This window comes from Vibrio aphrogenes, assembly GCF_002157735.2.
Classification (GTDB): Bacteria; Pseudomonadota; Gammaproteobacteria; order Enterobacterales; family Vibrionaceae; genus Vibrio; species Vibrio aphrogenes.
Genome location: NZ_AP018689.1, coordinates 280,144 through 304,207 on the forward strand (window position 1 = coordinate 280,144; position 24,064 = coordinate 304,207).

A 24,064-nucleotide genomic window follows, 5' to 3' on the forward strand; every position below is an offset into this window, starting at 1 on the left:
GTTAAAAATGGCTATTGTTAAGTGTAAGCCGACTTCCCCTGGTCGTCGCCACGTTGTTAAAGTAGTAAATGCTGACCTACATAAAGGTAAGCCTTACGCACCTCTTCTAGAGAAAAACTCTAAGAATGGTGGTCGTAACAATAACGGTCGTATCACAGTACGTCACATCGGTGGTGGTCACAAACATCACTACCGTTTGATTGACTTTAAACGTACTAAAGACGGTATCCCAGCGAAAGTTGAGCGTCTTGAATACGATCCAAACCGTAGTGCAAACATTGCTTTAGTATTGTATGCAGACGGTGAACGTCGTTACATTATTGCACCTAAAGGCATTCAAGCTGGTGATGCGATCCAATCTGGTGTAGATGCGCCTATCAAAGCAGGTAACACTCTGCCGATGCGTAACATCCCAGTAGGTTCTACAATTCACTGTATTGAACTTAAGCCTGGTAAAGGTGCACAGCTAGCTCGTTCTGCTGGCGCATATGCACAACTAGTCGCTCGCGACGGTGCATACGTAACTCTACGCTTACGTTCTGGTGAGATGCGTAAAGTGTTATCTGAAGGCCGTGCAACAATCGGTGAAGTAGGTAACTCTGAACACATGCTTCGTGAACTTGGTAAAGCTGGTGCTAACCGCTGGCGCGGTGTTCGTCCTACCGTTCGCGGTGTGGTAATGAACCCAGTAGACCACCCACACGGTGGTGGTGAAGGCCGTACTTCTGGTGGTCGTCACCCAGTTTCTCCATGGGGTATGCCAACTAAAGGCTTCAAGACCCGTAAGAACAAACGCACTGACAAGTACATTGTACGTCGTCGTAACAAATAATCTATAAAGAGGAATCGCCATGCCACGTTCTCTCAAGAAAGGTCCATTTATTGACCTACACTTGCTGAAGAAGGTAGAGAAAGCGGTGGAAAGCGGAGACAAAAAGCCTATTAAGACTTGGTCCCGTCGTTCAATGATCATTCCATCAATGATTGGTTTGACCATCGCTGTCCATAATGGTCGTCAACACGTTCCAGTATTCGTAACTGATGAAATGATCGGTCACAAACTGGGCGAATTTGCACCAACACGTACCTATCGCGGCCATGCTGCAGATAAGAAAGCTAAGAAGAAATAAGGAGTAAATAATGGAAGCTATTGCTAAACATAACTTTGCTCGCATTTCTCCACAGAAAGCTCGCTTAGTTGCAGATCAAATCCGTGGTAAATCAGTAGAGCAAGCGCTTGAAATCTTAACGTTCAGCAACAAAAAAGCGGCTGACTTAATTAAGAAAGTACTTGATTCTGCGATTGCAAATGCGGAACACAACGAAGGTGCAGATATCGACGATCTATCAGTCGCTAAAATCTTCGTAGATGAGGGTCCTATCATGAAGCGTATTATGCCTCGTGCTAAAGGCCGTGCGGATCGTATCTTGAAGCGTTCAAGCCACATCACTGTTGTTGTAGCAGATCGCTAAGAGACTAGGAGAGTAAGCAAATGGGTCAGAAAGTACATCCTAATGGTATTCGTCTTGGCATCGTTAAGCCTTGGAATGCTACATGGTTTGCTAATACCAACGAATTCGCTGACAACCTAGACGGCGACTTCAAGGTACGTCAGTTCTTAACAAAAGAACTGTCTAAAGCGTCTTTATCTCGCATCGTTATCGAACGTCCTGCGAAGAGCATCCGTGTGACTATTCACACTGCTCGTCCAGGTGTTGTTATCGGTAAAAAAGGCGAAGACGTTGAGAAGCTACGCGCAGCTGTAGCTAAAATTGCAGGTGTACCAGCGCAAATTAACATCGCTGAAGTACGTAAGCCTGAGCTAGACGGTCAATTAGTGGCTGATAGCATTTCGTCTCAGCTAGAACGTCGTGTTATGTTCCGTCGTGCTATGAAGCGCGCAGTACAAAACGCAATGCGTCTAGGTGCTAAGGGTATTAAAGTAGAAGTAAGTGGTCGTCTAGGCGGCGCTGAAATCGCGCGTACTGAATGGTACCGTGAAGGTCGTGTGCCTCTACATACCCTACGTGCTGACATTGATTACGCAACTTCTTCGGCTCACACTCAATATGGTGTGATCGGCGTTAAAGTTTGGATCTTCAAAGGTGAAATCCTTGGTGGAATGCCAGACGCAAACGCGGTAGAGCCAAAGGCTGACAAGCCTAAGAAGAAGCCACGTCAAAGCCGTAAGTAAGGAGTCGACTGATGCTACAACCTAAACGTACTAAATTCCGTAAGGTTATGACTGGTCGTAACCGCGGTCTAGCGAAAGGTACTGATGTAAGCTTCGGCGAATACGGCCTAAAAGCTGTTGGCCGTGGTCGCATTACTGCTCGTCAGATCGAAGCGGCTCGTCGTGCAATGACGCGTCACGTTAAGCGTCAAGGTCAAATCTGGATTCGTATTTTCCCAGACAAACCTATCACTGAAAAACCTCTTGAAGTTCGTCAAGGTAAAGGTAAGGGTAACGTTGAATATTGGGTTGCCCAAATCCAGCCTGGTAAAGTGATGTACGAGATGGGTGGTGTACCTGAAGAGTTGGCACGTGAAGCGTTCCGCCTAGCGGCACGTAAACTGCCTATAAAAACAACTTTTGTAACTAAGCAGGTGATGTGATGAAAGCACAAGACCTACGCGAAAAAAGCGTTGAAGAGCTTAACGCTGAGTTATTGAATTTGCTACGCGAACAGTTCAACTTGCGCATGCAAGCTGCAACTGGTCAGCTACAGCAAACTCATACTCTGAAAGCTGTACGCCGTGATATCGCACGTGTTAAGACTGTTTTGACTAGTAAGGCAGGCGCATAATGAGCGAAACAACTCGTACGACTCAAGGTCGTGTAATTAGCGATAAAATGGACAAGTCTATTGTTGTTGCTATCGAACGTTTTGTTAAACACCCAATCTATGGGAAGTTCATCAAACGTACGACAAAAGTACATGCTCACGATGAAAACAACGAATGTGGCCTAGGCGACAAAGTTGAGATTCGTGAATGTCGCCCAATGTCTAAGACTAAATCTTGGACTTTGGTTAAAGTTCTAGAAAAAGCGAAAATTTAATTTTGCTTAATTTTTAGGCTTTTAAAGCGGCTCCAAAGTTTTTTTTGGAGCCGTTTGTTTTTTGTCTACCTTTTCTCTAGAAACGGTGGTACAATTCGCAGCCCTTATAAAGAGGCAGCCCGACCCGTGATGGGTCTAGTTTTAATATTTAGCGGAGCACTAACATGATCCAAATGCAAAGTACACTCGACGCAGCGGATAACTCCGGCGCTCGCAGAGTAATGTGTATTAAGGTTCTGGGTGGCTCTCACCGCCGTTATGCACATATCGGAGACATCATTAAAGTTACTGTTAAGGAAGCAATTCCTCGCGGTAAAGTTAAAAAAGGTGATGTTCTGAAAGCGGTAGTGGTGCGCACCCGTAAAGGCGTTCGTCGTCCAGACGGTTCTGTCATTCGCTTCGACCGTAATGCTTGTGTATTGTTGAACGACAATACTGAGCAACCAGTCGGTACACGTATCTTTGGTCCTGTGACTCGTGAGCTTCGTAATGCGAAATTCATGAAAATTGTGTCACTAGCACCTGAAGTTCTGTAAGGAGCGGCAATAAAATGGCAGCTAAAATCCGTCGTAATGACGAAGTAATCGTTCTTGCTGGTAAAGATAAAGGCAAGCGCGGTAAAGTAACTAAGGTTCTCGAAACTGGTAAAGTATTCGTAGAAGGTATCAACCTTGTTAAGAAACACCAAAAGCCTCAACCGGCTCTAGGTCAACAAGGTGGCATCGTTGAACAAGAAGCAGCTATTGATGCTTCTAACGTTGCAATCTTCAACGCATCTACTGGTAAAGCGGATCGTATCGGTTTCCGTTTTGAAGAAGGCAAAAAAGTGCGTTTCTTCAAATCAAACGGTGAATTAATTAAGTAATTTGGAGTTCTACTATGGCGAAACTGCATGATTACTACAAGTCGTCTGTAGTCGCTGAACTGACCAAAGAGTTCAGCTACACAAGCGTCATGCAAGTCCCTAGGATTGAGAAAATCACCCTAAACATGGGCGTTGGTGAAGCAATCAACGATAAGAAACTACTAGAAAACGCAGCAAGCGATATGGCAACGATCTCTGGTCAAAAGCCACTTATCACTAAAGCTCGTAAATCTGTTGCTGGTTTCAAAATTCGTGAAGGCTACCCAATTGGTTGTAAAGTAACCTTGCGTGGCGAGCGTATGTGGGATTTCCTTGAGCGTTTGATTTCTATCGCTCTTCCACGAGTACGTGATTTCCGTGGTGTTAGCGCTAAGTCTTTTGACGGACGCGGTAACTACAGCATGGGCGTTCGCGAGCAAATCATCTTCCCGGAAATCGACTATGATAAAGTCGATCGTGTACGCGGTCTTGATATTACTATCACGACGTCTGCAAACACTGATGAGGAAGGCCGAGCTCTGCTGGCTGCCTTTAACTTCCCATTCCGCAAATAAGGTGAAGGGTTACTGTTATGGCTAAACAATCAATGAAAGCACGTGAAACAAAACGTGCAAAGCTTGTAGCACAATACGCTGAAAAGCGTGCTGCGCTTAAAGCAACCATCAGTGATGTTAACGCATCTGAAGAAGATCGCTGGAACGCAGTTCTTAAACTGCAAGCTCTTCCACGTGATTCAAGTGCATCGCGTCAGCGCAACCGTTGCAACCAAACTGGTCGTCCACACGGTTACCTACGTAAATTCGGTTTAAGCCGTATCAAAGTTCGTGAAGCTTGCATGAAAGGCGAGATTCCTGGACTTCGTAAGGCTAGCTGGTAATTGCCACTTAATCATTTGGAGTAAATCATATGAGCATGCAAGATCCGATTTCGGATATGCTGACCCGCATTCGTAACGGTCAGGCAGCAAATAAAGTTGCTGTGAAAATGCCTTCTTCAAAGCTTAAAGTTGCAATTGCTACTTTGCTAAAAGCTGAAGGTTATATCGCTGACTTCGCAATTGAAGGCGAAGTAAAACCTGTGCTAGAAGTTACGCTTAAGTACTTCCAAGCAAAACCAGTAATCGAGCAAATCCAACGTGTTTCACGTCCTGGTCTACGCGTCTACAAGAAAAAAGACGAGTTACCATCAGTGATGGGCGGTTTGGGTGTTGCTGTTGTTTCCACTTCCAAGGGTCTAATGTCTGACCGTGCTGCTCGTAAAGCAGGTCTTGGTGGTGAAATCATCTGTTACGTAGCTTAAGGAGTAGTATATGTCTCGTGTTGCTAAAGCACCTGTCGCTATTCCAGCTGGCGTAGAGGTGAAACTGAACGGCCAAGAAATTACTGTTAAAGGTGCAAAAGGTGAGTTATCTCGCGTTTTACACGATGCAGTAGTGATCGCTCAGGAAGAAAACAACCTGACTTTCGGTCCACGTGAAGGTGTAGTGAATGCTTGGGCTCAAGCAGGTACTGCGCGTGCACTAGTAAACAACATGGTTGTTGGTGTTACTGAAGGCTTTACGAAGAAGTTAGTTCTTAAGGGTGTAGGTTACCGTGCTGCTATTAAAGGCAACGCTGTTTCTCTAACTCTAGGCTTCTCTCATCCTGTAGAGCATGAACTGCCTTCAGGTGTTAAAGCTGAATGTCCAAGCCAAACTGAAATCGTTCTAACTGCTTGTGATAAGCAATTAGTCGGTCAAGTTGCAGCTGACATTCGTTCTTACCGTGAGCCTGAGCCTTATAAAGGTAAAGGTGTTCGTTACGCAGATGAAAATGTGCGTACTAAAGAAGCTAAGAAGAAGTAAGGTAACACTATGGATAAGAAAGCATCTCGCATCCGTCGTGCTACACGTGCACGTCGTAAGATTGCTGAGCTAGGTGCAAACCGCCTAGTAGTACACCGTACTCCACGTCATGTGTACGCTCAGGTTATCGCACCAAACGGCTCTGTGGTTATCGCTTCTGCTTCTACTGTAGAAAAGGCGATCCGTGAGCAAGTTAAGAATACTGGTAACGTTGACGCTGCTAAAGCTGTAGGTAAAGCTATTGCTGAGCGCGCTATCGAAAAAGGCATCACTGATGTTGCTTTCGATCGTTCTGGTTTCCAATACCACGGTCGAGTGGCGGCACTTGCAGATTCTGCACGTGAAGCTGGTCTGAAATTCTAAGGTAGGGTTGGAAGATGGCTAAACAAGAACAACAAGCTTCAGATTTGAATGAAAAGCTTATCGCTGTTAACCGTGTTTCTAAAACGGTTAAAGGTGGTCGAATCTTTAGCTTTACTGCGCTAACTGTAGTTGGTGACGGTAATGGTCGTGTTGGTTTCGGTTACGGCAAAGCTCGTGAAGTACCAGCTGCGATTCAAAAAGCAATGGAAAAAGCGCGTCGTAACATGGTTACTATCGCACTTAACGAAGGCACTCTTCACCACGCGGTGAAAGGTCGTCACACAGGCTCTAAAGTTTACATGCAGCCAGCTGCTGAAGGTACAGGTATCATTGCCGGTGGTGCAATGCGTGCAGTACTTGAAGTTGTAGGTGTTCACAACGTACTTGCGAAAGCGTACGGTTCTACGAACCCTATCAACATCGTTCGTGCAACGATCGATGGTTTGAGCGGCATGAAGTCACCAGAAATGGTTGCTGCTAAACGTGGTCTAACTGTTGAATCTATTTCGGAGTAAGAACACCATGGCAACTATTAAAGTAACTCAAACTAAAAGCTCAATTGGTCGCCTACCAAAGCACAAAGCTACTTTGCGCGGTCTTGGCCTTCGTAAAATCAACCACACTGTTGAACTAGAAGATACTGCATGCGTTCGCGGCATGATCAACAAAGTTCAATACATGGTTAAAGTTGAGGAGTAATCAGAATGCGTTTGAATACTCTATCACCGGCTGCGGGTTCTAAACCTTCTAAAAAGCGTTTAGGTCGTGGTATCGGTTCTGGACTAGGTAAAACTGGTGGCCGTGGTCACAAAGGTCAAAAATCACGTTCTGGCGGCTCTGTACGTCCAGGTTTCGAAGGTGGTCAAATGCCTTTGAAACAACGTCTACCTAAGTTCGGCTTCACTTCTCGTAAGAGCCTAGTGAGCGCTGAAGTTCGTCTAGCTGAGCTAGCGAAAGTAACGGCTGACGTTATCGATCTTGACAGCTTGAAAGCTGCTAACGTAATCACTAAGAACATCGAGTTTGTTAAAGTTGTTCTTTCTGGTGAAATCAGCAAGCCAGTAACTGTTAAAGGTCTACGTGTGACTAAAGGTGCTCAAGCTGCTATCGAAGCTGCTGGCGGTAAAATCGAAGCTTAATCTTCGAAGGATAGGTACAGATGGCTAAAAAACCAGGACAAGATTTCAGTACTTCTAAACAAGGTACTGGTGAATTAAAATCGCGTTTATTATTCGTAATCCTCGCGCTTTTGGTATTCCGAGCTGGCTCTTTTGTGCCGATTCCTGGTATTGATGCGGCTGTACTTGCCGATTTGTTCGAACAGCAAAAAGGTACCATCATTGAAATGTTTAACATGTTCTCTGGTGGTGCTCTTTCGCGTGCATCTATATTATCATTGGGCATCATGCCGTATATTTCGGCTTCGATTGTTGTCCAATTGCTAACTGTAGTTCATCCAGCGTTAGCGGAACTCAAGAAAGAGGGTGAAGCAGGCCGTCGTAAGATAAGCCGATACACACGCTATGGCACGCTTGTACTAGCAACATTCCAAGCCATTGGTATCGCAACTGGTTTGCCGAACATGGTCCAAAATCTGGTCGTTATCGATCAAACCTTGTTCACAATCATTGCTACCATTAGTTTAGTAACCGGCACCATGTTCTTAATGTGGTTAGGTGAACAAATTACTGAGCGCGGAATTGGTAATGGTATCTCGTTGATTATTTTCACCGGTATCGTTGCTGGGTTGCCTGCTGCAATCGGACATACAATTGAGCAAGCGCGTCAAGGTGAATTGAACGTGCTTCTTCTATTGTTAATCGCTGTGGTTGCGTTCGCTGTTATTTATTTCGTTGTTTTCATGGAACGTGGTCAACGTCGTATTGTCGTTAACTATGCGAAGCGTCAACAAGGTCGTAAAGTGTTTGCAGCACAAAGTACGCATTTACCATTGAAGATAAATATGGCGGGTGTTATCCCAGCTATCTTTGCTTCAAGTATTATCCTGTTCCCAGGTACTCTAGCTCAATGGCTTGGCCAGAACGGCGAGAGTAAAACATTTGGTTGGTTAACGGATGTGTCTTTGGCACTAAGTCCAGGTCAACCTTTGTATATAATACTCTATGCGACAGCAATTATTTTCTTCTGTTTCTTTTATACAGCGATGGTGTTTAACCCTCGTGAAACAGCAGATAATTTGAAGAAGTCCGGTGCATTCGTACCCGGCATCCGCCCAGGCGAGCAGACAGCAAGATACATAGATAAAGTCATGACACGTTTAACGTTAGTTGGTGCTTTATATATTACCTTTATTTGTCTCGTCCCACAGTTTATGATGACCGCTTGGAACGTTAAGTTCTATTTCGGTGGTACTTCACTACTTATCGTAGTGGTAGTTATCATGGACTTTATGGCACAGGTACAGACTCATCTGATGTCTCAACAGTATGATTCTGTTTTGAAAAAAGCGAATCTGAAAGGCTATGGTCGCTAATTTAGCGAGTATAGTTCAGATTTCATTTACGGAGTTTAGCAATGAAAGTTCGTGCTTCCGTTAAAAAAATCTGCCGTAACTGTAAAGTTATCAAGCGCAACGGTGTTGTGCGTGTAATTTGCAGTGAGCCAAAGCATAAACAACGCCAAGGCTAATTAGCAGAAATTTTTACTTGAAATATGAGGGCAGGCCGAGTATATTCCTCGGCCTACCTTTTGCGTGCAAAAGAAGTAGTATGCCGCTGCGTATCCTCGACGGGCTTTGCAGCGGATAATTCTTTATATAAGTACTAGGAGTGAATAGTGGCCCGTATAGCAGGCATTAACATTCCTGATCAAAAACATGCTGTGATTGCTTTAACTGCAATCTATGGCATCGGTAAGACTCGCTCTCAAGCTATTTTAGCTGAAGTGGGTATTGCTGAAGATGTTAAGATCAGTGAACTAACTGAAGAGCAGATTAATCAACTGCGTGATGGTGTAGCTAAATACACTGTAGAGGGTGATCTACGTCGTGAAGTATCGATGAACATCAAGCGTCTTATGGACCTTGGCTGTTACCGCGGTCTTCGTCATCGTCGCAGTCTACCACTACGTGGACAGCGTACTAAAACCAACGCACGCACTCGTAAGGGTCCGCGCAAGCCGATCAAAAAATAATCGGATAAGGTAGAGAGTACAATGGCAAAACAACCAACACGTACGCGTAAACGCGTTCGCAAACAAGTAGCAGATGGCGTAGCGCACATCCATGCTTCTTTTAATAACACAATCGTGACCATTTCTGACCGTCAAGGTAATGCTCTAGCATGGGCAACTGCCGGTGGTTCAGGTTTCCGTGGTTCTCGTAAATCTACGCCATTTGCTGCACAGGTTGCTGCAGAGCGCGCAGGTGAAATGGCCAAAGAATATGGCTTAAAGAACTTGGAAGTTATGGTTAAGGGCCCAGGTCCTGGTCGTGAGTCAACTATCCGTGCTTTAAACGCATTGGGTTACCGCATCACTAACATTGTTGATGCAACTCCGATCCCTCATAACGGTTGTCGTCCACCTAAGAAACGTCGCGTTTAATTCGTTTCTAGGAATATTGGAGAAAGATCATGGCAAGATATTTGGGCCCTAAGCTTAAGCTTAGTCGTCGTGAAGGTACTGACTTATTCCTTAAGTCTGGTGTCCGCGCGATCGATACCAAGTGTAAAATTGATAACGCACCAGGTGTACACGGCGCTCGTCGCGGTCGTCTATCTGAGTTTGGCGTTCAGCTTCGTGAGAAGCAAAAAGTTCGTCGTATGTACGGCGTACTAGAAAAACAATTCCGCAACTACTACAAAGAAGCTGCACGCCTTAAAGGCAACACAGGTGAAAACCTGCTTCAACTTCTTGAAGGTCGTTTAGATAATGTCGTATACCGCATGGGTTTCGGTGCTACTCGCGCTGAATCACGTCAGCTAGTTAGCCACAAAGCTATCCTAGTAAACGGCAAAGTAGTTAACGTTCCTTCATTCAAAGTTACGGCTAACGATGTTGTTTCTATCCGTGAAAAAGCTAAACAGCAATCACGTATTAAAGCTGCTCTAGAAGTTGCTGAACAACGCGAAAAACCAACTTGGATTGAAGTAGATGCTAGCAAGATGGAAGGTGTGTTTAAACGCATCCCAGAGCGTTCTGATCTATCTGCTGACATCAACGAACACTTGATCGTCGAACTTTACTCTAAGTAAGGTTTAAACAAAAGAGAGGACACAATGCAGGGTTCTGTAACAGAATTTCTTAAGCCACGTCTTGTTGACATCGAACAGATCAGCACGACACATGCAAAAGTAACTCTTGAGCCTTTAGAGCGTGGTTTTGGCCACACTTTAGGTAATGCACTTCGCCGTATTCTTCTATCTTCTATGCCAGGTTGTGCTGTGACAGAAGTAGAGATTGAAGGCGTTCTACACGAGTACAGCACCAAAGAAGGCGTTCAAGAAGACATCCTTGAGATCCTTCTTAACCTGAAAGGGTTGGCTGTAAGTGTTGCCGAAGGCAAAGATGAAGTGTTTATTACACTAAAAAAATCAGGCTCGGGCCCTGTTGTTGCAGGTGACATCATCCATGATGGTGATGTAGAGATCGCTAACCCAGAACACGTTATTTGTCACCTAACGGATGACAAATCTGAAATCGCTATGCGTATTAAAGTTCAACGTGGTCGTGGTTATGTTCCGTCTTCAGCCCGTATCCATACTGAAGAAGATGAGCGTCCAATTGGTCGTCTACTTGTTGATGCTACTTACAGCCCGGTTGATAAAATCGCTTACGCTGTAGAAGCAGCACGTGTAGAACAACGTACTGACTTAGACAAGCTTGTTATCGATATGGAAACAAACGGTACTTTAGAACCTGAGGAAGCAATCCGTCGTGCAGCTACAATTTTAGCTGAGCAATTGGATGCGTTCGTAGATCTTCGTGATGTACGTGTACCAGAAGAGAAAGAAGAGAAGCCGGAGTTCGATCCTATTCTACTGCGTCCTGTAGACGATCTTGAACTAACAGTTCGCTCTGCTAACTGCTTAAAAGCAGAAGCGATTCACTACATCGGTGATCTTGTACAGCGTACTGAGGTTGAGCTTCTTAAAACGCCAAACCTTGGTAAGAAGTCTTTAACAGAGATTAAAGATGTTCTAGCGTCGCGCGGTCTGTCTCTAGGTATGCGCCTAGAAAACTGGCCACCAGCGTCGATTGCTGAAGATTAATTGATATTAGTTAGAAGGATTAGGTCATGCGCCATCGTAAGAGTGGTCGTCAACTCAACCGCAACAGCAGCCATCGCAAAGCGATGTTTAGCAACATGGCTAGCTCTCTAGTTCGTCATGAAGTTATCAAGACAACTTTGCCTAAGGCAAAAGAGCTTCGCCGCGTAGTTGAGCCTTTGATTACACTAGCTAAGACTGACAGCGTTGCTAACCGTCGTCTAGCATTTGCTCGCACTCGTGATAACGAAGTTGTAGCAAAACTATTTAATGAATTAGGTCCACGTTTTGCTGCCCGTCAAGGCGGTTACACTCGTATCCTAAAAGCTGGCTTCCGTGCCGGTGACAAAGCGCCAATGGCATACATTGAGCTTGTTGACCGTCCAGAAGCAGCGGCTGAAGAAGCTGCTGAATAAGCGAATTAAATAAATGAAAAAACGTCGAATGTTACATTCGGCGTTTTTTTATATCTGCAATAAAATCATAATGCGCGCAAAATGAGTAAGATATGGCTATATCAATCTCACTAATTAGATGGTCAGAAGTTGCGTAGGACAAGGCTTGAGCACAAGGATAAAATTTTCAATAAGTAGTTATTCTACAATTAAAATTTTAGTATTAATTCTATATAAAAGTTACTTTTTTGAGAGATAACAAAAGGAGAGATAAAAAAAGCGACAACCATGCCGCTTTGATTCAATTTTGGAAGATTATTTCCATAGCCCAGTTAAAGAGCTGAGCAAGCCTGAACTTGCCCCTTCATCGCCTAAGTAATCTAAGACGATTGGAACATATTGCTCAACCATAGAGCTGTCTAATCCCAATTTTTCAAATACAGTTTTCACTGCCGCCATACTATCGAGCGTATTACTTGTCGATTTTGCTGTGTCTAATAATCCACTCAAGTTTGAGGATAGTCCAGAAAGTTCATCTTCAGCTGAACCACTCAATTGAGTTGAAGCCATAGCTAATAATGCACCAGCACCACCTGCAGCTTGTTCAGTAGAAACGCCAAGTTGATCTTTTAAACTGTTGACGAGCGTTGAGCTACTTTGTACTTGGCTAGCAAGTTTGGTTACTGCATCAGAATCTTTATCACCTAGACCGAAGAGCGCATAGCTAGGGCTAGAAACAACTAAACTGGCAGCAATTAAGGTAAGAGCGAGTTTCTTCATAGTACAATCCATTTAGGTTGAAATACAGTAACTAGTTATAATCGTTTTTTAGGTATAAAAAAAGCAGCAATCGCTGCTTTTATTAATTTTAACCATTTGAATACAATGATTATAGGATAGCTAGTAGTTCTACTTCAAAAACTAGAGCTGCAAATGGAGGGATCGCAGCACCGGCACCACGCTCACCATAAGCTAAGTTTTGTGGGATGTAGAGTTTCCATTTTGAACCTACAGGCATCAATTGTAACGCTTCAACCCAACCTGCAATTACACCCGTTACTGGGAATTCAGCTGGTTGACCACGTGTCACTGAGCTGTCAAATACCGTACCGTCAGTTAATTGACCGTGGTAATGTACACGGACTTGTTTATCTGAAGTTGGAACTTCACCAGTTCCTTCGGTGATAACTTCATATTGTAGGCCAGATTCTAAAACAGTTACTTCAGGGCGAAGAGCGTTGTCTTTTAAGAATGCTTCGCCATCAGCGGCTGCCGCTTTTGCCGCTTCTGCACGTAATGCTTCAGCGCGAGTGTGCAGTTCACGTAATGCATTGTTGATATCATCAACTTCGATTTCTGGCATGTCACCAGTTAATGATGTTGCAATACCTTTAGCAATAGCAGCAACATTTAAACCTTCTAGGCCACTACCTGCAAGTTGTTGACCCATTTGAAGGCCGATACCGTAGCTTGCTTTTTGTTCGATTGTTTCTAATTTAACGTCAGACATGCGAATCTCTTGTTTGCTTAAATGAAGCGCTAAGGATAACAGTTATGATTCATTGTTGAAACTTTGAGTGTGAAAATGGTTTTACATCTGTCGGGAGAGTAAAATTTTGTAATATACTGACAAAACGATTACTTTATGCAATATCCTTGTGGCAAATAAAAATAGGATCAAAGCTCGTGAATCAACGCAAAAAACAACCTCATAGCCGTATCTACGCTTTGCGTCAGACTATTACTCAATGTCAATTTTCGCAGAGTGTTATTCATGTTTGGCGTTCACTGCCTAAAGTTCACCAACGTAGCTTGATAATATTATTGCCTTTGGTTTTGTTATTACTATTGTGGCCGACTTCTGAAGAGGGGCGCAGCGAGCAAGCAGACTCTGTTACATCAGTAGATAAACCATCACGCATGACAGTGCCTTTAATTATTAATGGCGAGGAAACCGCGGCAACCAAACCTAAACCTAAAATAGAAACTCATGAGCAACGAGTTCAACTCAGTGGTGGGAGCGATGCTAATGAAGAAGTTACGCGCAAAGTCTCTAATAATGCAGGCCCTGAACCATGGAATGATTACACGGTAAAACAAGGTGATACCTTATCGCAAGTCTTTAGAAACAATGATCTTGCTTTATCAGATTTGACGCAACTATTGGAAATTCAAGGAAAAGATAAACCACTTAGCCATATTAAAGAAGGCCAGTTAATTCGATTTAAACTGACCAATCGTGGTGATCTGGATATTCTGCAACTTGAGAAAGAAGACGGTGCAGTCATGTTTTTCCGTTTAAGCAGCGGTGGGTTTGAACGTAGCCGTTAATTTACCGCGATGCGTGTCTTATCATATCGATATGGGGAATATCATCTTCAAGGTATTCCTCTGAGATGCTCTTAAAGCCATGTTGGCGATAATACTTTTCTAAATGTGCTTGAGCGCCAATGGTGATATCAACCTCTCCCCACAATTGTTGGCATTGCTCAATTGATACTTGCATTAGTTGATGCCCTAAACCCTGTCCCCTTATGGATGGGTGGGCTGCTACTCGACCTATACTAACAGTATCGTAACTGATGCCGGCAGCGAGCAAACGTGTGCAAGCAATCAGCTCTCCATCTTGATATCCCAATAAATGGTATACCCCTGGTAGGTAATCCTTACCATCCAGTTCTGGATAGGGGCAAGTTTGCTCAACCACAAAGACATTTACTCGTAATTGTAGAACTTGATAAAGTTCGAGCGTGCTCAACTGTTCAAATGATTTACATATCCATTGCATGCTAAACACCTATCTGGTTAATTTTTATCAATATAATAGGGCTTTCTGTTCAATTTATCACTCCTTTTGTTAATGCTTATTCCTCATGGCTATATTCCCTTAGCAGTTATTCGAATAAAAAATGAAATTTTAGCATTTCAGCTCATCGAGGCAGATGGTCATAATGGTTAGCAATTAAGTTTAAGGGCTAACAAGTATGGATACGGTTGCATTATTTCCAAATAAAAAATCTCCACAGACCTCAAGCTCGAACCCGGTTGGGATGAAAGAGGCGTTACCTCCTTTCTCTAAGAGTCGCTTAATGGCTGGGCAAGTGGCTTTAATCGGCGCTGGGCCTGGTGATGCTGAGCTTCTGACAATTAAGGCTTTGTCTTATTTACAACAGGCCGATGTGGTGTTGTACGACTATTTGGTATCCGATGACATTATGGCTCTCATTCCTGATTCAACCATCTTAGTTTGTGTTGGTAAGAGAGCGGGTCATCACAGTGTTCCGCAAGAAAAAACCAATCAGCTGTTAATCGATTTTGCTCAACAAGGCTATAAAGTGGCGCGAATTAAAGGTGGTGATCCTTTTATGTTTGGTCGCGGTGGGGAAGAGCTTGAAGTGCTTGCTAGGGCAGGGATTGGTTTTGAAGTCATCCCGGGCATTACCGCTGCTGCAGGAGCGACTGCCTACGCGGGGATCCCATTAACTCACCGAGATTATGCTCAATCAGCGATGTTCATTACTGGGCATTTGCAATCAGAACATGATCACATGGATTGGACCACGCTGGCTCGTGGTAAACAAACTTTAGTGATTTATATGGGGCTCATGAAGTCTTCTTATATTCAGCAGCAATTGATGGATCATGGTCGTCATATCGATACACCGATCGCCATCATTGAGCGAGGGACACAACGTCAGCAAAAAGTTTTAATCGGAAAACTCACCGATTTGGCAACACTCGCTCAACAAGCAGAATCTCCTGCCTTAATCGTGGTGGGTGAGGTGGTTCAATTAGCCGAGCAATTGGCTTGGTTTGGTCCTAAAGCTCAAAATCTCGAATCAGTTCAAAGTCTTGCGGTTTAATTTTTGACGAAGAACGGTAAAGGCTCCTCATTAAAAACGCATTCAGTGCATAAAGGATAGAAATCATGGAACAAGAACGTTTAACACATTTACAGCAACTGGAAGCGGAGAGTATTCATATTATCCGTGAAGTGGCGGCTGAATTTGATAATCCCGTCATGATGTACTCAATCGGCAAAGATTCAGCGGTGATGTTGCATTTAGCGCGTAAAGCTTTTTATCCCGGCAAAATTCCCTTTCCACTTTTGCACGTAGATACGGATTGGAAATTTAAAGAAATGATCGAATTTCGCGATCGCACAGCCAAAAAATATGGTTTTGATTTGTTAGTGCATAAGAATCCTGAAGGCTTGGCGATGGGATGTAATCCATTTGTACATGGTTCATCTAAACACACCGACATCATGAAAACTCAAGGTTTAAAACAAGCATTGAATAAATATGGTTTTGATGCTGCTTTTGGTGGGGCTCGTCGTGATGAAGAAAAGTCACGCGCGAAAGAGCGAGTGTATTCATTTCGTGATAAACACCATACTTGGGACCCTAAAAATCAGCGCCCAGAGCTATGGCATACCTATAACGGCCAAGTCAATAAAGGGGAAAGCATTCGCGTGTTCCCACTTTCAAATTGGACTGAATTGGATATTTGGCAATACATCTATCTTGAAAACATTGAAATCGTGCCACTGTATTTAGCGGCGGTACGCCCTGTGGTGGAACGAGATGGCATGTTGATCATGGTGGACGATGATCGCTTCCAATTTGAAGAAGGGGATAAGGTTGAACAAAAGAGTGTACGTTTTCGAACGCTGGGCTGTTATCCGTTGACCGGAGCCATTGAATCCACTGCGGCAACGCTACCTGAGATCATTCAAGAAATGTTGGTCGCGACCTCGAGTGAACGTCAAGGTCGGGCGATCGACCATGATCAGTCAGGATCGATGGAATTGAAGAAACGCCAAGGTTATTTCTAAGCAATGCCTACTCACAAAAGTGTCAATATTGAACGTTACCAAAAGGATTTATTATGAATGCAGTCATTGAAGCCGAGTTGGCAGAATTAGGCATTGAAGGGTATCTCACCCAACACCAATACAAATCGTTAATGCGCTTTTTAACCTGTGGTTCTGTCGATGATGGGAAAAGCACGTTAATTGGCCGTTTGCTACACGATTCTAAGCAAATTTATGAAGATCAATTAGCGGCGGTAAATAATGACAGTCAACGTGTCGGAACTACCGGTGAGCGACCGGATCTGGCTTTACTGGTTGATGGCCTACAAGCGGAGCGTGAACAAGGCATTACCATTGATGTTGCCTATCGTTACTTCTCGACCAAAAAACGTAAATTTATCATTGCTGATACTCCGGGGCATGAGCAATACACACGTAACATGGCCACTGGTGCATCCACTTGTGATGTGGCGGTGATCTTGATTGATGCTCGTAAAGGCGTCTTAGATCAAACTCGTCGTCATTCTTTTATTTCCAGTTTATTGGGGATTCGTAATTTTGTGGTAGCGGTTAATAAAATGGACTTAGTGGATTATTCTCAGCAACGATTTGACGAGATCCGTGAGCAATATCTGGCGTTCTCGCAACACTTGAATCCAAATATTGATATTCAACTTATCCCGATTTCAGCCTTGGAAGGGGATAACGTAGTCGATCAAACACAAAACCTTGCATGGTATCAAGGTAAGCCCTTATTACAAATTCTTGAAGATATCGATCTGAGCCAAGCGCACACCCAAGGTGAATTTCGCTTGCCGGTGCAATATGTCAACCGCCCGAATCTCGACTTTCGCGGTTTTGCCGGCACGATTGCCAATGGCACCATCAGTGTCGGGGATGAGATAACCGCATTACCTTCTGGCAAGAGCTCTAAAGTCGCGAGAATCGTTACCTTTGATGGTGATTTAGATTCAGCGCGAGCGGGACAAGCGGTGACCTTAACCTTGCAAGATGAAATCGATATTAGCCGTGGGGATTTATTGGTGCCTACAGGAGCCAAGATCAAAGCGACTAATCAATTTTTAGCTGATGTGGTCTGGATGACGGATCAACCTTTTGCTCCAGGGCGTCAGTACGACATTAAAATTGCCGGCAAGAAGACCATTGGTCAATTGGAGCAGGTGAAGCATCAATATGACATTAACAAGCTAGAGGCTTTTGATGCCACAGAATTGCCATTAAATGGAATTGGGTTATGTGAGATTTCTCTAACTGAAACAGTCGCTTTAGACCACTATACCGACTGCTCGGATACCGGTGGTTTTATTATTATCGATCGCTTAACCAATGTGACGGTTGGGGCCGGTATGATCCGAGAACGTCTAACTGGCTTACAGGCTCAAGCTACGAGTGTATCGAGCTTTGAGGTCGAGTTAAATGCCTTAATCCGTAAGCATTTTCCTCATTGGGAGGCCAAAGATATTGGTCACTTGTTCCATGCTGTTCGCAGTGATGAGAACTCGTAAAGTATGTGGATGGTGGAGCAAGGTGCCATGCTGGAAAAATGGTTAGTGTTACTCCTATTGGTTGCCATTATTGGCGCTTTGATCTTCACCAAAATAAAACCGAGCTTTATTTTTGCCACCACCGCTTTAATGGCTTTTATGACCGGAGCGGTGGATCTGGATGGCTTGGCGAAAAATTTCACCAATGCTTCTTTGTTAACTTTAGTCTTGCTGATCTTGGCTTCTTGCGCATTAGAAAAAACGCGCTTGATCAGTTGGATTAGCCGCCATATCTCCTCTGGGAGACTGGGGACTGCGGTGGCAAAACTAGGGTTATCCACGGCTTTTCTGTCTTCCTTTACCAATAATACCGCGGTGGTGGTGTCTTTGATTGGGGCGATCAAGCGTAATCAATCGCATGCACCATCACGGTTATTGATCCCGTTATCTTATGCGGCGATCTTAGGAGGGACGCTTACTTTAATTGGCACCTCCACCAATTTAATCATTAATAGCTTTGTGGTTGATGCTGGCTTACCGAGCCTAGGTTTTTTTGCTCCTACATGCATAGGCCTTGCGATTTTATTGATCGGTGTGATGGTGTTGATCCCATTGAGCTATTTATTACCGCACAGTGAGACTCATGAGCAGGATGATTTGCCTTATTTTCTTGAGGCTAAAGTGGAGCGAGGGTCTCCTCTTATCGGTAAAAGTATTGCTCAAAATAACTTACGTGCATTACGCAAATTATTTTTGGCGGAAGTAGTACGTAATGGCGTGACGATACCATCAGTGACACCGGATCTGCTACTGCTAGAAAATGATCGTTTGTTATTTTGTGGCGATGTGGAAAGTGTCGCAACCTTACAAGAGATCCCTGGGATCACCTTGTATGGACAGCATCACCTTAACGGGCAAAGTTTTATCGAAGTTGTGGTTAGCCAGTCCTCATCAATATGCGATAAGACGTTGAAATCAAGTCAATTTAGAGAGCGTTTTGATGCGGTGGTGGTAGCCATTCGTCGTGGTCATGAGCGCTTAGAAGGCGGGTTAGGAAGTATTGCACTTGCTGCTGGAGATACTTTAGTACTCGTGCCTGGTAAGGGGTTTCAGTCAGCAAGACAAGCGCATAATAAAGAATTTGTTCTCATTAATGACTTAGATTCGAGTGCCAAATTGGATCGCAGTAAATCAGCTATGGTGCTGCTTGGTTTTGCCGCGATTATCAGTTTGTCATTGCTGGGAGTGATCCCGATTATTAAAGGTTTGGCAGGGTATTTAGTGGTGATGCTGTTCATCGGAGCGGTGGGGATTGGTGAATTAAGACGCCGTTTTCCGATCGATATTGTCATGATTGTCGGCTCAGCTTTATGTTTGGCGCAATTGATGATGTCTTCTGGGTTATCACAAGAAATAGGTAATGGCTTTATCCATCTGTTTCATGGCTCGGGCCCATTGGGCGCTTTGATTGCAACCTATTTGCTGACCTTATTATTAACGGAGCTTATCACCAATAATGCGGCGGCTGCATTGGCCTTCCCTTTAGGTTATAGCATGGCGGTTGGCTATGGTGTCGATCCTATGCCGTTTATTATGGCGGTTTTGTTTGGAGCCAGTGCGAGCTTTATTTCACCTTATGGTTATCAAACAAACTTATTGGTGTATAGCGTCGGCAATTACCGGGTTAAAGATTTTATTAAAATAGGGTTGCCGATTTCGCTGGTCTATTCCGCCGTGACCTTAACTTTAATCCCATATTTTTTTCCTTTTTAATATTGTAATTATTACGGCGTAAGCCATTAGGATGGACTCTTTTATGACCGAATTAACTAAAGATGAAAACGTCATTTGGCATCAGCATCAAGTGACCAAGCAAACTCGCGCTGAATTGAAAAATCAAAAACCAGTCGTTTTGTGGTTTACCGGGTTATCGGGAGCAGGGAAATCAACCGTAGCGGGGGCTCTCGAAAGCAAATTAGCACAACTGGGTTATCACACGTATTTATTAGATGGTGATAATGTTCGTCATGGATTGTGTCGTGATTTAGGTTTCTCGGCCCAAGATCGCCGTGAAAATATTCGTCGTATTGGTGAATTAGCGAAATTGATGGCTGACGCTGGCTTGATTGTGCTTTCGGCCTTCATTTCACCCCATCGTGCTGAACGTCAAATGGTGCGAGAGTTGCTGCCTGAAGGGGAATTTATCGAGGTTTTTGTTAATGCGCCTCTTGCTGTCTGTGAGCAGCGAGATCCTAAGGGGTTGTATAAGAAAGCCCGTGCCGGGGAAATCGCTAATTTTACCGGCATTGATTCTGATTACGAAGCGCCGCAACAGCCAGAAATAGACTTATTGGCCGGTGAGCACTCTTTAGATGAACTGGTTGCGCAATGCTTACAAGCTTTAAGAGAGAGAGCGGTGATTGCGTAATCGACCATTATCGCTCTCACACTCACTGAGGTTAAATACAAGGTTAACGATAGCAGGGCATGCCATGTTTAGAGATCGTCGTATTCTTCAATAGCGTCTCCTTCCAAGGTATAACCCGTTTGCGCTAATTCATGATCGAGAGTTTGCGTTTCCAAGGTGCCAATTACATACACTACATCCCACAATTGTTGCACCGGAGCCCCTTTCGGAAATTTGACGTAAATGATTTGATTGGGCGGCGGTGGTGGCACATGAATACAAGCGCCAAAATAGGGTACCAGTAAAAACTCAGTAATGGTGTTTTCATCGCCTTCTAGTGGGATGACAAAGCCCGGAATTTTGACATAACTTTTATTTAATTCTGGGCGAGTGTTTCCGATTAAGTTTTGTTTTGCCGCGCCGCCTTCATGGCCACCAGGGGCCGGCATTCCCAACTTATCAAAGTTTTTTTGCTCATCGATAGGCACCAAATCTAACCAATCTAGTTTGAGTGGCTGCTTATCATTTTGTGCATGAGCGAGCATACTGAATGCGGTTAAAAGGCACAGCAGTAGGCCGAGTATTTTCAGTGATGAGTGAGCAGAGTAAGCACGAAACATTTGCATAGTTATACCTTAATGGTCATGCCATCAATAATAGAATGGCGGTACGCTTTAAACGATGGGAATAACCCAATCAAGACCCCTGAAGCTTGTACTAACAACAACAAGGTCAGATCATGATGGGTTAAGGTGCTCAACGCAATCTTTATTCCATACTGTTGCTCTATGATGGGAGCGGAGGACGCTAAAACCATATACAACAACGCCACACCAAACGAGATACCTAATAAGGTCAGCAAGCTTGCTTCACTCATAAGCAAAAAGAAAATATGCTTCGGTTGCGCGCCCATTGCCCGTAAAATCGCCATTTCACGTCGCCGCTCTTGTAAACTGGTTAACAGGCCAGTCAGCATACCTAATAACCCTGCCACCACCACGAAAGCGGAAATGACCATCAAGGCTTGTTCGGCAACCGACATCATGCCCCATAATTCGCTTAAAGCAATGCCCGGTAAAATCGCACTCAAAGGCTCTTTGGGATAATTATTGATTTGCCTTTGTAGCATGAAAGTTTGAATTTTAGAGTTGAGCCCTAATAAAAAGGCGGTGATTTGTTTCGGTTCAAACTGAGTTTGTTTTAATTGCTCTTGGCTGGGAGTATGGCCTAAATGTGCGCCCGATTCCCAACCAATATGAATCGCTTCTATGGCTTCTAACGATACATGCACAGTTTTATCTACGGGAGTGCCTGTGGGGGCTAATATTCCAACCACAGTAAAAGGAAGATTGTTATGGCGAGTAAAGGCTTTGTCACTAATTCCATGCGCAATAATCAGATCATCGCCTAATTGATAGTGTAACTTTTTGGCGACATCCGAACCTAACACCACATCAAACAAGCCTTTAAACTCATGACCATAAGCGAAAGTAAGTGGTTGCTTACTTCCATAATGATAAAATTTAAAGTAATCCTGATTGGTTCCCATGACGCGAAAGCCACGATGAGAGTCGCCCAATGAGATCGGAATGGCCCATTTGACTTGTGGTAACTTCCGGATGGCTTGATAACTTGTCCAATCAATATTATTAGTCGCATTGCCGATCCTAAACACCGAGTAAAGGAGCAAATTGATATCGCCCGAACGAGCACCGACAATCAGATCGGTATTTGAGATCGTATTAGCAAAGCTGCTTTTGGCTTGAGTGCGAATTTTTTCGACACCGAGCAGCAGCAATACCGAAATTGCGACCGTAAAAATGGTGAGTAGGGCTGTCGTTTTACGGTTGAGCAGGCTTTTCCAAGCTAAAGAAATAATGGCGCTCATGACAGTTTCTCCGCTGATGTGAAGGGGTTCACGCGATTAATGTCAGTCAGATCAATACAGCGCTCAAAATAACGCTGCAAGCTTGCATCATGACTGACAAAGAGCACTGTTGCGCCGGATTGATTGGCTTCTTCCAGTAATAACTCAATGAAGACTTGGCGATTATCGGCATCTAAAGAGGAAGTGGGTTCATCGGCAATGATCAGCTCAGGTTGGCCAATTAACGCTCGCGCAGCGGCAACTCGTTGTTGTTGACCGATACTCAATTGATTGACTGAACGTTGAAAGCAGTCTGCTGGTAACTGTAGTCGATGCAATAATTGCTCGGCCTGTTGCTCGGCTGTGTGATGATTGTGAGTAGTCTGGCGTTGGCGTAAATGAGAAAAACGACACGGTAATAACACATTTTCAATCACAGAAAGATAAGGTAATAAATTGAATTGTTGGAAAATATAACCAATATGATGGGAGCGAAATTGATCGCGCTGCGCCTGAGTTAATTGTCCTAAATTGTGTCCTAGAAGATGAATTTCACCCGTTTGCGGCGTCATCATTCCAGTTAACAAACTCAGTAAGGTTGATTTACCACTTCCACTTGGGCCTTTAATGAAGACGTGTTGGTTTGTTTTGACCGTCAGTTGCTCAATGTCGATGACCAAATGAGGGGATTTTGGCCAAGCAAATTGGACCTGGTCTAGGCGTACTGCCTCAGAGTGAAGTGTCATCATTTTTCCATCTTTAGTTCAATAAATAGGGGGCAGTCCCCTGCTTTATAAATCCATGTCTACCTGATAGCAATCACAGTCATTATCTAACCATCTAATTAGTGTGATTGGTATGACTTAATAAAAACAACGATAACCGTTTCGTTATCGTTGTTTTTAGAACCACTTAGTTTTTAGAACTAGTTAGTTTTTAGGACCACTTAACCAGTAAAAGGTTTAGTCGCTTTAACGCTCAACCTATTTATGGCCAGTTATTGAATGTGAGCGATTATTCACTTACCTCGTATTACCAACGAATAGTCGCATTGGGTTGCTTGAGCTCAAGATGTTTTTGCGCCTGATCGGTCAGCAAGTTTACTTCAATTGATTGAGTATTCGGGAATTGCTGAAACCAGAGCGTGGTTAATTGAGAAAGTTTACTAATATCAGAACATTGGTATTGATATTGAATATTGAAAGAACCATGATCCTCGTGGTCGTGGTCGTGGTCGTGGTCGTGGTCGTGGTCGTGGTCGTGGTCGTGGTCGTGGTCATGCTCATGGTCGGTAGACTCATCAGCACTAATACTGCTATCGACGACAGCACTGACTAACTGACAATGCGCAGCCGCGGGCAATTGAAACATTTTTACGCCATCCGCCAGAGTGACCTTAGCCTGTTGATAGCTGAGTTTTTCACTTTCAGTTTGTGGTGAGTGTTCAAAACCCAATATATCCATGCCTGGAGCTTGAACTTCAATCAAAATATCTTGAGCATCTTGGACGATACTAAAATTAACCATGCCATGAACATGTGCTTGATGCTGAATAAATTCGTTGGATGATTCTGCAAAAGCGGGAGTATTGAGCAGAGAGAGTGACAAAGTTGATAGTGCTAGAATACGTGTGTCCATTTCGTTTCTCTTTTAGTTTAGTGCCCAATGATGAAGAATGAATGAGGTATATAACCATTAATTCATTAGTTCATT

37 protein-coding genes are annotated in these 24,064 nt (G+C 43.9%); 30 read left to right on the top strand and 7 right to left on the bottom strand.

From position 1 onward, the window contains the following. Positions 1-7 precede the first annotated feature (7 nt). The 24 genes from rplB (at position 8) to rplQ (ending at position 11,777) form a co-directional block, all read left to right on the top strand. Positions 8-832: a 50S ribosomal protein L2 gene (gene rplB, locus VCA1004_RS01330; RefSeq protein ID WP_086982063.1), complete on the top strand. Its 825-nt coding sequence runs from the start codon at positions 8-10 to the stop codon at positions 830-832. A 19-nt stretch (positions 833-851) separates the two neighbouring features. Next, complete coding sequence (rpsS, locus tag VCA1004_RS01335) at positions 852-1,130, top strand: 30S ribosomal protein S19 (RefSeq protein WP_004398469.1); 279 nt, start codon at positions 852-854, stop codon at positions 1,128-1,130. Positions 1,131-1,140: 10 nt separating this feature from the next. Continuing rightward, a complete protein-coding gene (rplV, locus tag VCA1004_RS01340) occupies positions 1,141-1,473 on the top strand; it encodes a 50S ribosomal protein L22 (RefSeq protein ID WP_086982064.1) in 333 nt (110 codons plus the stop codon). A gap of 20 nt (positions 1,474-1,493) precedes the next feature. After that, positions 1,494-2,195, top strand: a complete 702-nt coding sequence (rpsC, locus tag VCA1004_RS01345) for a 30S ribosomal protein S3 (protein WP_017026389.1) — start codon at positions 1,494-1,496, stop codon at positions 2,193-2,195. 11 nt (positions 2,196-2,206) lie between these two features. Continuing rightward, positions 2,207-2,617, top strand: coding sequence for a 50S ribosomal protein L16 (rplP, locus tag VCA1004_RS01350; protein WP_017026388.1), 411 nt, complete (start codon positions 2,207-2,209; stop codon positions 2,615-2,617). After that, positions 2,617-2,808, top strand: coding sequence for a 50S ribosomal protein L29 (gene rpmC / locus VCA1004_RS01355; protein WP_017026387.1), 192 nt, complete (start codon positions 2,617-2,619; stop codon positions 2,806-2,808). Before rplP ends, rpmC begins: the two co-directional genes overlap by 1 nt. Next, positions 2,808-3,062, top strand: coding sequence for a 30S ribosomal protein S17 (rpsQ, locus tag VCA1004_RS01360; protein WP_086982065.1), 255 nt, complete (start codon positions 2,808-2,810; stop codon positions 3,060-3,062). Before rpmC ends, rpsQ begins: the two co-directional genes overlap by 1 nt. A 164-nt stretch (positions 3,063-3,226) precedes the next feature. Continuing rightward, the gene (gene rplN / locus VCA1004_RS01365) at positions 3,227-3,598 is read left to right on the top strand and encodes a 50S ribosomal protein L14 (RefSeq protein WP_017026385.1); all 372 of its coding nucleotides are present in this window, start codon (positions 3,227-3,229) and stop codon (positions 3,596-3,598) included. A 14-nt stretch (positions 3,599-3,612) separates the two neighbouring features. Then, on the top strand, positions 3,613-3,927 hold the full coding sequence (gene rplX, locus VCA1004_RS01370) for a 50S ribosomal protein L24 (protein ID WP_086982066.1): 315 nt from the start codon (positions 3,613-3,615) through the stop codon (positions 3,925-3,927). 14 nt (positions 3,928-3,941) lie between these two features. Continuing rightward, positions 3,942-4,481 (top strand): 50S ribosomal protein L5, encoded by a 540-nt coding sequence (gene rplE, locus VCA1004_RS01375; protein ID WP_086982067.1) that lies wholly within the window; start codon positions 3,942-3,944, stop codon positions 4,479-4,481. A 17-nt stretch (positions 4,482-4,498) separates the two neighbouring features. Continuing rightward, positions 4,499-4,804, top strand: a complete 306-nt coding sequence (rpsN, locus tag VCA1004_RS01380) for a 30S ribosomal protein S14 (protein ID WP_027697919.1) — start codon at positions 4,499-4,501, stop codon at positions 4,802-4,804. A 29-nt stretch (positions 4,805-4,833) separates the two neighbouring features. After that, positions 4,834-5,226 carry a 30S ribosomal protein S8 gene (gene rpsH, locus VCA1004_RS01385; RefSeq protein ID WP_086982068.1) on the top strand — a complete coding sequence of 131 codons (393 nt, stop codon included), beginning with the start codon at positions 4,834-4,836 and terminating at the stop codon, positions 5,224-5,226. A 10-nt stretch (positions 5,227-5,236) separates the two neighbouring features. After that, positions 5,237-5,770, top strand: coding sequence for a 50S ribosomal protein L6 (rplF, locus tag VCA1004_RS01390; protein WP_086982069.1), 534 nt, complete (start codon positions 5,237-5,239; stop codon positions 5,768-5,770). A gap of 9 nt (positions 5,771-5,779) precedes the next feature. Next, positions 5,780-6,133, top strand: coding sequence for a 50S ribosomal protein L18 (gene rplR / locus VCA1004_RS01395; RefSeq protein WP_086982070.1), 354 nt, complete (start codon positions 5,780-5,782; stop codon positions 6,131-6,133). A 14-nt stretch (positions 6,134-6,147) separates the two neighbouring features. Continuing rightward, positions 6,148-6,648, top strand: coding sequence for a 30S ribosomal protein S5 (rpsE, locus tag VCA1004_RS01400; RefSeq protein WP_086982071.1), 501 nt, complete (start codon positions 6,148-6,150; stop codon positions 6,646-6,648). A gap of 7 nt (positions 6,649-6,655) precedes the next feature. Beyond that, positions 6,656-6,832 carry a 50S ribosomal protein L30 gene (gene rpmD, locus VCA1004_RS01405; protein WP_086982072.1) on the top strand — a complete coding sequence of 59 codons (177 nt, stop codon included), beginning with the start codon at positions 6,656-6,658 and terminating at the stop codon, positions 6,830-6,832. Between the two features lie 5 nt (positions 6,833-6,837). After that, positions 6,838-7,272 (top strand): 50S ribosomal protein L15, encoded by a 435-nt coding sequence (gene rplO, locus VCA1004_RS01410; protein WP_086982073.1) that lies wholly within the window; start codon positions 6,838-6,840, stop codon positions 7,270-7,272. A gap of 20 nt (positions 7,273-7,292) precedes the next feature. Further along, positions 7,293-8,627, top strand: a complete 1,335-nt coding sequence (gene secY, locus VCA1004_RS01415) for a preprotein translocase subunit SecY (RefSeq protein WP_086982074.1) — start codon at positions 7,293-7,295, stop codon at positions 8,625-8,627. Positions 8,628-8,668: 41 nt separating this feature from the next. Continuing rightward, positions 8,669-8,782: a 50S ribosomal protein L36 gene (gene rpmJ, locus VCA1004_RS01420; RefSeq protein ID WP_000868186.1), complete on the top strand. Its 114-nt coding sequence runs from the start codon at positions 8,669-8,671 to the stop codon at positions 8,780-8,782. A gap of 147 nt (positions 8,783-8,929) precedes the next feature. Further along, positions 8,930-9,286, top strand: a complete 357-nt coding sequence (gene rpsM / locus VCA1004_RS01425) for a 30S ribosomal protein S13 (RefSeq protein ID WP_086982075.1) — start codon at positions 8,930-8,932, stop codon at positions 9,284-9,286. 21 nt (positions 9,287-9,307) lie between these two features. After that, complete coding sequence (rpsK, locus tag VCA1004_RS01430; RefSeq protein WP_086982076.1) at positions 9,308-9,697, top strand: 30S ribosomal protein S11; 390 nt, start codon at positions 9,308-9,310, stop codon at positions 9,695-9,697. A 29-nt stretch (positions 9,698-9,726) separates the two neighbouring features. After that, positions 9,727-10,347: a 30S ribosomal protein S4 gene (rpsD, locus tag VCA1004_RS01435; protein ID WP_086982077.1), complete on the top strand. Its 621-nt coding sequence runs from the start codon at positions 9,727-9,729 to the stop codon at positions 10,345-10,347. A gap of 24 nt (positions 10,348-10,371) precedes the next feature. Then, the gene (locus tag VCA1004_RS01440) at positions 10,372-11,364 is read left to right on the top strand and encodes a DNA-directed RNA polymerase subunit alpha (protein ID WP_086982078.1); all 993 of its coding nucleotides are present in this window, start codon (positions 10,372-10,374) and stop codon (positions 11,362-11,364) included. A 26-nt stretch (positions 11,365-11,390) separates the two neighbouring features. Further along, positions 11,391-11,777 carry a 50S ribosomal protein L17 gene (gene rplQ / locus VCA1004_RS01445; protein WP_086982079.1) on the top strand — a complete coding sequence of 129 codons (387 nt, stop codon included), beginning with the start codon at positions 11,391-11,393 and terminating at the stop codon, positions 11,775-11,777. A gap of 294 nt (positions 11,778-12,071) precedes the next feature. Here the strand turns inward: rplQ and VCA1004_RS01450 are convergent, their stop codons facing one another. Further along, positions 12,072-12,536 carry a DUF2780 domain-containing protein gene (locus tag VCA1004_RS01450; protein WP_086982080.1) on the bottom strand — a complete coding sequence of 155 codons (465 nt, stop codon included), beginning with the start codon at positions 12,534-12,536 and terminating at the stop codon, positions 12,072-12,074. Positions 12,537-12,645: 109 nt separating this feature from the next. Further along, positions 12,646-13,266 (bottom strand): FKBP-type peptidyl-prolyl cis-trans isomerase, encoded by a 621-nt coding sequence (locus VCA1004_RS01455; protein ID WP_086982081.1) that lies wholly within the window; start codon positions 13,264-13,266, stop codon positions 12,646-12,648. Between the two features lie 176 nt (positions 13,267-13,442). Between VCA1004_RS01455 and VCA1004_RS01460 the strand changes: the two genes are divergently transcribed. Then, positions 13,443-14,087, top strand: a complete 645-nt coding sequence (locus tag VCA1004_RS01460; protein WP_086982082.1) for a LysM-like peptidoglycan-binding domain-containing protein — start codon at positions 13,443-13,445, stop codon at positions 14,085-14,087. 1 nt (position 14,088) lies between these two features. Here the strand turns inward: VCA1004_RS01460 and VCA1004_RS01465 are convergent, their stop codons facing one another. Continuing rightward, a complete protein-coding gene (locus tag VCA1004_RS01465; protein WP_086982083.1) occupies positions 14,089-14,544 on the bottom strand; it encodes a GNAT family N-acetyltransferase in 456 nt (151 codons plus the stop codon). Between the two features lie 262 nt (positions 14,545-14,806). On the opposite strand from VCA1004_RS01465, the gene cobA reads away from it, so the two are divergent. The 5 genes from cobA (at position 14,807) to cysC (ending at position 20,505) form a co-directional block, all read left to right on the top strand. Then, entirely contained in the window at positions 14,807-15,619 is an 813-nt protein-coding gene (gene cobA, locus VCA1004_RS01470; protein WP_408646890.1) for a uroporphyrinogen-III C-methyltransferase, read from the top strand. Positions 15,620-15,684: 65 nt separating this feature from the next. Next, a complete protein-coding gene (gene cysD / locus VCA1004_RS01475) occupies positions 15,685-16,593 on the top strand; it encodes a sulfate adenylyltransferase subunit CysD (RefSeq protein WP_086982085.1) in 909 nt (302 codons plus the stop codon). Between the two features lie 53 nt (positions 16,594-16,646). Further along, complete coding sequence (gene cysN / locus VCA1004_RS01480) at positions 16,647-18,098, top strand: sulfate adenylyltransferase subunit CysN (protein WP_086982086.1); 1,452 nt, start codon at positions 16,647-16,649, stop codon at positions 18,096-18,098. A gap of 27 nt (positions 18,099-18,125) precedes the next feature. Next, complete coding sequence (locus tag VCA1004_RS01485) at positions 18,126-19,850, top strand: SLC13 family permease (protein WP_086984594.1); 1,725 nt, start codon at positions 18,126-18,128, stop codon at positions 19,848-19,850. 43 nt (positions 19,851-19,893) lie between these two features. Continuing rightward, a complete protein-coding gene (gene cysC / locus VCA1004_RS01490; protein WP_086982087.1) occupies positions 19,894-20,505 on the top strand; it encodes an adenylyl-sulfate kinase in 612 nt (203 codons plus the stop codon). 68 nt (positions 20,506-20,573) lie between these two features. On the opposite strand, the gene VCA1004_RS01495 is transcribed toward cysC, so the two are convergent. The 4 genes from VCA1004_RS01495 to zrgA all read right to left on the bottom strand — a co-directional run bounded on the left by VCA1004_RS01495 (position 20,574) and on the right by zrgA (position 23,989). Next, the gene (locus VCA1004_RS01495; protein ID WP_408646891.1) at positions 20,574-21,104 is read right to left on the bottom strand and encodes a DUF3299 domain-containing protein; all 531 of its coding nucleotides are present in this window, start codon (positions 21,102-21,104) and stop codon (positions 20,574-20,576) included. Between the two features lie 8 nt (positions 21,105-21,112). After that, a complete protein-coding gene (locus VCA1004_RS01500; protein ID WP_086982088.1) occupies positions 21,113-22,372 on the bottom strand; it encodes an ABC transporter permease in 1,260 nt (419 codons plus the stop codon). Continuing rightward, positions 22,369-23,100 carry an ABC transporter ATP-binding protein gene (locus VCA1004_RS01505; protein WP_086982089.1) on the bottom strand — a complete coding sequence of 244 codons (732 nt, stop codon included), beginning with the start codon at positions 23,098-23,100 and terminating at the stop codon, positions 22,369-22,371. Before VCA1004_RS01505 ends, VCA1004_RS01500 begins: the two co-directional genes overlap by 4 nt. 283 nt (positions 23,101-23,383) lie before the next feature. Beyond that, on the bottom strand, positions 23,384-23,989 hold the full coding sequence (gene zrgA / locus VCA1004_RS01510; protein ID WP_126000515.1) for a zinc uptake protein ZrgA: 606 nt from the start codon (positions 23,987-23,989) through the stop codon (positions 23,384-23,386). Positions 23,990-24,064 lie beyond the last annotated feature (75 nt).

Excerpts from the sequence above, each read along its gene's own strand:
- rplB (WP_086982063.1), top strand. The coding sequence starts at position 8 with ATGGCTATTGTTAAGTGTAAGCCGACTTCCCCTGGTCGTCGCCACGTT.
- rpsS (WP_004398469.1), top strand. The coding sequence starts at position 852 with ATGCCACGTTCTCTCAAGAAAGGTCCATTTATTGACCTACACTTGCTG.
- rplV (WP_086982064.1), top strand. The coding sequence starts at position 1,141 with ATGGAAGCTATTGCTAAACATAACTTTGCTCGCATTTCTCCACAGAAA.
- rpsC (WP_017026389.1), top strand. The coding sequence starts at position 1,494 with ATGGGTCAGAAAGTACATCCTAATGGTATTCGTCTTGGCATCGTTAAG.
- rplP (WP_017026388.1), top strand. The coding sequence starts at position 2,207 with ATGCTACAACCTAAACGTACTAAATTCCGTAAGGTTATGACTGGTCGT.
- rpmC (WP_017026387.1), top strand. The coding sequence starts at position 2,617 with ATGAAAGCACAAGACCTACGCGAAAAAAGCGTTGAAGAGCTTAACGCT.
- rpsQ (WP_086982065.1), top strand. The coding sequence starts at position 2,808 with ATGAGCGAAACAACTCGTACGACTCAAGGTCGTGTAATTAGCGATAAA.
- rplN (WP_017026385.1), top strand. The coding sequence starts at position 3,227 with ATGATCCAAATGCAAAGTACACTCGACGCAGCGGATAACTCCGGCGCT.
- rplX (WP_086982066.1), top strand. The coding sequence starts at position 3,613 with ATGGCAGCTAAAATCCGTCGTAATGACGAAGTAATCGTTCTTGCTGGT.
- rplE (WP_086982067.1), top strand. The coding sequence starts at position 3,942 with ATGGCGAAACTGCATGATTACTACAAGTCGTCTGTAGTCGCTGAACTG.
- rpsN (WP_027697919.1), top strand. The coding sequence starts at position 4,499 with ATGGCTAAACAATCAATGAAAGCACGTGAAACAAAACGTGCAAAGCTT.
- rpsH (WP_086982068.1), top strand. The coding sequence starts at position 4,834 with ATGAGCATGCAAGATCCGATTTCGGATATGCTGACCCGCATTCGTAAC.
- rplF (WP_086982069.1), top strand. The coding sequence starts at position 5,237 with ATGTCTCGTGTTGCTAAAGCACCTGTCGCTATTCCAGCTGGCGTAGAG.
- rplR (WP_086982070.1), top strand. The coding sequence starts at position 5,780 with ATGGATAAGAAAGCATCTCGCATCCGTCGTGCTACACGTGCACGTCGT.
- rpsE (WP_086982071.1), top strand. The coding sequence starts at position 6,148 with ATGGCTAAACAAGAACAACAAGCTTCAGATTTGAATGAAAAGCTTATC.
- rpmD (WP_086982072.1), top strand. The coding sequence starts at position 6,656 with ATGGCAACTATTAAAGTAACTCAAACTAAAAGCTCAATTGGTCGCCTA.
- rplO (WP_086982073.1), top strand. The coding sequence starts at position 6,838 with ATGCGTTTGAATACTCTATCACCGGCTGCGGGTTCTAAACCTTCTAAA.
- secY (WP_086982074.1), top strand. The coding sequence starts at position 7,293 with ATGGCTAAAAAACCAGGACAAGATTTCAGTACTTCTAAACAAGGTACT.
- rpmJ (WP_000868186.1), top strand. The coding sequence starts at position 8,669 with ATGAAAGTTCGTGCTTCCGTTAAAAAAATCTGCCGTAACTGTAAAGTT.
- rpsK (WP_086982076.1), top strand. The coding sequence starts at position 9,308 with ATGGCAAAACAACCAACACGTACGCGTAAACGCGTTCGCAAACAAGTA.
- rpsD (WP_086982077.1), top strand. The coding sequence starts at position 9,727 with ATGGCAAGATATTTGGGCCCTAAGCTTAAGCTTAGTCGTCGTGAAGGT.
- VCA1004_RS01440 (WP_086982078.1), top strand. The coding sequence starts at position 10,372 with ATGCAGGGTTCTGTAACAGAATTTCTTAAGCCACGTCTTGTTGACATC.
- rplQ (WP_086982079.1), top strand. The coding sequence starts at position 11,391 with ATGCGCCATCGTAAGAGTGGTCGTCAACTCAACCGCAACAGCAGCCAT.
- VCA1004_RS01450 (WP_086982080.1), bottom strand. The coding sequence starts at position 12,536 with ATGAAGAAACTCGCTCTTACCTTAATTGCTGCCAGTTTAGTTGTTTCT.
- VCA1004_RS01455 (WP_086982081.1), bottom strand. The coding sequence starts at position 13,266 with ATGTCTGACGTTAAATTAGAAACAATCGAACAAAAAGCAAGCTACGGT.
- VCA1004_RS01465 (WP_086982083.1), bottom strand. The coding sequence starts at position 14,544 with ATGCAATGGATATGTAAATCATTTGAACAGTTGAGCACGCTCGAACTT.
- cobA (WP_408646890.1), top strand. The coding sequence starts at position 14,807 with ATGAAAGAGGCGTTACCTCCTTTCTCTAAGAGTCGCTTAATGGCTGGG.
- cysD (WP_086982085.1), top strand. The coding sequence starts at position 15,685 with ATGGAACAAGAACGTTTAACACATTTACAGCAACTGGAAGCGGAGAGT.
- cysN (WP_086982086.1), top strand. The coding sequence starts at position 16,647 with ATGAATGCAGTCATTGAAGCCGAGTTGGCAGAATTAGGCATTGAAGGG.
- VCA1004_RS01485 (WP_086984594.1), top strand. The coding sequence starts at position 18,126 with ATGCTGGAAAAATGGTTAGTGTTACTCCTATTGGTTGCCATTATTGGC.
- cysC (WP_086982087.1), top strand. The coding sequence starts at position 19,894 with ATGACCGAATTAACTAAAGATGAAAACGTCATTTGGCATCAGCATCAA.
- VCA1004_RS01495 (WP_408646891.1), bottom strand. The coding sequence starts at position 21,104 with ATGTTTCGTGCTTACTCTGCTCACTCATCACTGAAAATACTCGGCCTA.
- VCA1004_RS01500 (WP_086982088.1), bottom strand. The coding sequence starts at position 22,372 with ATGAGCGCCATTATTTCTTTAGCTTGGAAAAGCCTGCTCAACCGTAAA.
- VCA1004_RS01505 (WP_086982089.1), bottom strand. The coding sequence starts at position 23,100 with ATGATGACACTTCACTCTGAGGCAGTACGCCTAGACCAGGTCCAATTT.
- zrgA (WP_126000515.1), bottom strand. The coding sequence starts at position 23,989 with ATGGACACACGTATTCTAGCACTATCAACTTTGTCACTCTCTCTGCTC.